We start from the raw sequence: 3,181 nt of genomic DNA on the forward strand, positions 1-3,181 counted from the left end.
CTGTCCTACATCGCCCCGGAAACCTTCGATCGGTTGACCATCATCAAGGGCCCGCAGAGCGTGCGCTGGGGGGCAGGCGCGTCAGCCGGCACGGTGCGCTTCGAACGCGATACGCCGCGCTTCGATACCCCGGGCATCGACCTCAACGCCAGTGCGCTGGTGGGCTCGCGCAACCGCAACGACCAGGTGCTCGACCTCACCGCCGGTGCCTCGCAGGGCTATGTGCGGGTCAACGGCAACCGCTCGGAAGCGGACGATTACAAGGACGGCAACGGCGACGTCGTGCCGTCCAGGTGGCGCAAGTGGAACAGCGACGTCGCCGTCGGCTGGACCCCCGATGCCGACACCGTGCTGGAACTGTCGGCCGGTACCGGCGATGCCATCGCCCGTTACGCCGGCCGCGGCATGGATGGTGCCGCGTTCAAGCGCACCAGCTATGCGGCGCGCTTGGAGAAGGACAATCTGCCCGGCGCCTGGGACAAGCTGCTGGCCAACGTCTATTACAACGACGCCGACCACCTGATGGACAACTACACCCTGCGCACGCCCAACCCGGACAGCAGCATGCCGATGCCGATGGCGGCCAATGTCGATCGCCGTACGACGGGCGGCCGCATCGCCTCGGAGTGGCGCTGGCAGGACATCGCCCTCGTGGCTGGCGTCGATGCGCAGGACAGCCGCCATCGCAGCCGCAGCGGCATGGGCCGCAATACGTACCGTCAGCAACCCTGGAACACCGACGCGCGCTTCGAAAACCTGGGCGCCTTCACCGAAATCACCCTCGGCGAAGGTACCGCGCAGCGGTGGGTTGGCGGCCTGCGCATCGACCGCGCCGAGGTCACCGATGAACGCCGCACCGCCGGCATGATGGCCATGCCCAATCCGACCGCCGGCCAACAGCGCCGCGAACACCTGGGCAGTGGCTTCCTGCGCATCGAACGCGATCTCGCCCCGTCGCTGACCTGGTATGCCGGCATCGGCCACAGCGAGCGCATGCCCGACTACTGGGAGCTGTTCTCGCCCGACATGGGCCCGAGGGGGGCAGCCAACGCGTTCGCCGGTATCCAGCCGGAGCAGACCACCCAGCTCGACCTTGGCCTGCAATACCGCAGTGACCGCCTCGACGCCTGGGTATCGGCCTACGCCGGCCGGCTGCAGGACTACATCCTGTTCGCCTACCTCGAGGGCGGCATGATGGGCAGCATGACCCGGGCAGACAACGTTGACGCGCGCATCGCCGGCGCCGAAGCCGGCGCGGAATTCGTCCTCACCGAGCAGTGGAAACTCGGCGGCACGCTCGCCTATGCGTGGGGCGAAAACCGCAGCGACGGCACGCCGCTGCCGCAGATGCCGCCGCTGGAGGCACGCTTGAGTGCCAACTGGCAGGGCCAGCGCTGGAGCATGGGCGCACTTGCCCGCGGCGTTGCCCACCAGCGCCGCGTCGCCGCCAACCAGGGCAATGTCGTGGCCCGCGACCTCGGCCCCAGCGCCGGCTTTGCCACCCTCGCGCTCAACGCCGGCTACCGCATCAGCGATGCACTGCAGCTCAGCGCCGGCATCGACAACCTGTTCGATCGTGCCTACAGCGAACACCTCAACCTGGCCGGCAGCGCCGACTTCGGCTTCCCGGCCGACCCGATCCGGATCAACGAGCCGGGCAGGACGGTTTGGATGAAGGTGAATTACCGGTATTGAGCAGCGGCGGGTGCCGTCCGTTGGGCGGCACCCGTGCGCCCGGAGTTGCGTGTAGCCGACCAACGCTCGGCTTTACGGGGTGCAGCCGACCAACGGTCGGCGCTACGGGGTGTAGCCGACCAACGGTCGGCTCTACGGCGGCGGGCGTATGACACCTGCCGTGATGCGGGCCGCTGACGTCAATCGACACGCGCTGACACACACCGATACACCCATCGCTCCCCCCAGCACGAAAGGCATTGCCTCCGTCACCGGTCGCTGTGCCGCCCCCGGTAAACGCTTGGCACATATGCCCGGTCAGCCCCGACCCGTACACTCGGCGGTCGTGGAATTAACGGGATTTTTTCAAATGTCGGGACGCATCACCGCGCGCATCGCCGCTGGCCTCACTCTGGCCTTCCTGGCCGGGTGCAGCAGCAAGGACGACGCCGCGCGCCGGCCGGCAGACGCCGTCCCGGTCACCACCCAGGTGGTGCAGCCCTCGGCATGGAACGACACCCTCCAGGCACTGGGCACCGCCAAGGCCCGTGAATCGGTGACCATCACCGCCAAGGTCAGCGAAATCATCGAAACCGTCCACTTCGACAGCGGGCAGCAGGTCAGTGCCGGCACCCCGCTGGTGACCCTGCGCGGCCAGGCCCAGGAAGCGGCCCTGCTGCAGGCCCAGGCCACCTTTGCCGAAGCGGACCAGCTGTACAGGCGCCAGCGCGAACTGGCTGCCCAGCAACTCGTCGCCAGCGCCACCCTGGACACCCAGCGCGCCATCCGCGATGCGGCCGAAGCCCGGGTGCGCGAAATGCAGTCGGACATCGGCGACCGCCGCGTGCGCGCGCCCTTTGCCGGCGTGCTCGGCATCCGCCAGGTCAGCGCCGGCTCGCTGGTCACCCCCAGCACCACCATCGCCACGCTGGACGACATCGAGCGCATGCACGTCGACTTCCAGGTGCCCGAAGCCGAACTGGCCAGCCTCACCACCGGTGACAAAGTCACTGCCAGCAGCGTCGCCTATCCGGGCCGCAGCTTTGAAGGCACGGTGGCCACCATCGATACCCGCGTCGATCCCGGCACGCGCGCGGTCACCGTCCGCGCCGACTTCATCAATGCCGACCACGCCCTGCGCCCGGGCATGCTGCTGGATATCCGCATGTTCCGCCCGCAACGCCAGGCGCTGGTCATCCCGGAAATCGCCGTGGTCCAGGTCGGCCGCGATTCCTTCGTCTACCGCGTCAAGGCCGACCACAGCGTCGAGCGCAGCGATGTCAGCAGTGGCGCGCGTCGCGCCGGCGTGGTTGAAATCCTCGCCGGGCTCAAGGCCGGCGACCGCATCGTGGTGGATGGCACCGGCAAGCTGCGGCCGGGCCTGAAGGTCGACGACCGCCCCGATAGCGCGCCCGCCGCCAAGCCCGCGGATCCGGCCGGATGAAGCTGTCCAACGTCTCCATCCAGCGCCCGGTCTTCGCCGTGGTGATGAGCCTGTTGCTGGTCG

2 protein-coding genes are annotated in these 3,181 nt (G+C 68.6%); both read left to right on the top strand.

What is annotated here, in order from left to right; translation table 11 throughout:
- On the top strand, window positions 1-1,695 hold a 1,695-nt coding region (locus RTO53_RS19730), incomplete at its 5' end, for a TonB-dependent copper receptor (RefSeq protein ID WP_312239358.1).
- A gap of 349 nt (window positions 1,696-2,044) precedes the next feature.
- Window positions 2,045-3,118, top strand: coding sequence for an efflux RND transporter periplasmic adaptor subunit (locus tag RTO53_RS19735; protein ID WP_312239359.1), 1,074 nt, complete (start codon window positions 2,045-2,047; stop codon window positions 3,116-3,118).
- The last annotated feature ends 63 nt before the right edge of the window (window positions 3,119-3,181 follow it).

Origin of the sequence: Stenotrophomonas sp., from assembly GCF_031995405.1 — a bacterium.
In the GTDB taxonomy this organism is placed as follows: domain Bacteria; phylum Pseudomonadota; class Gammaproteobacteria; order Xanthomonadales; family Xanthomonadaceae; genus Stenotrophomonas.

Excerpts from the sequence above, each read along its gene's own strand:
- RTO53_RS19735 (WP_312239359.1), top strand. The coding sequence starts at position 2,045 with ATGTCGGGACGCATCACCGCGCGCATCGCCGCTGGCCTCACTCTGGCC.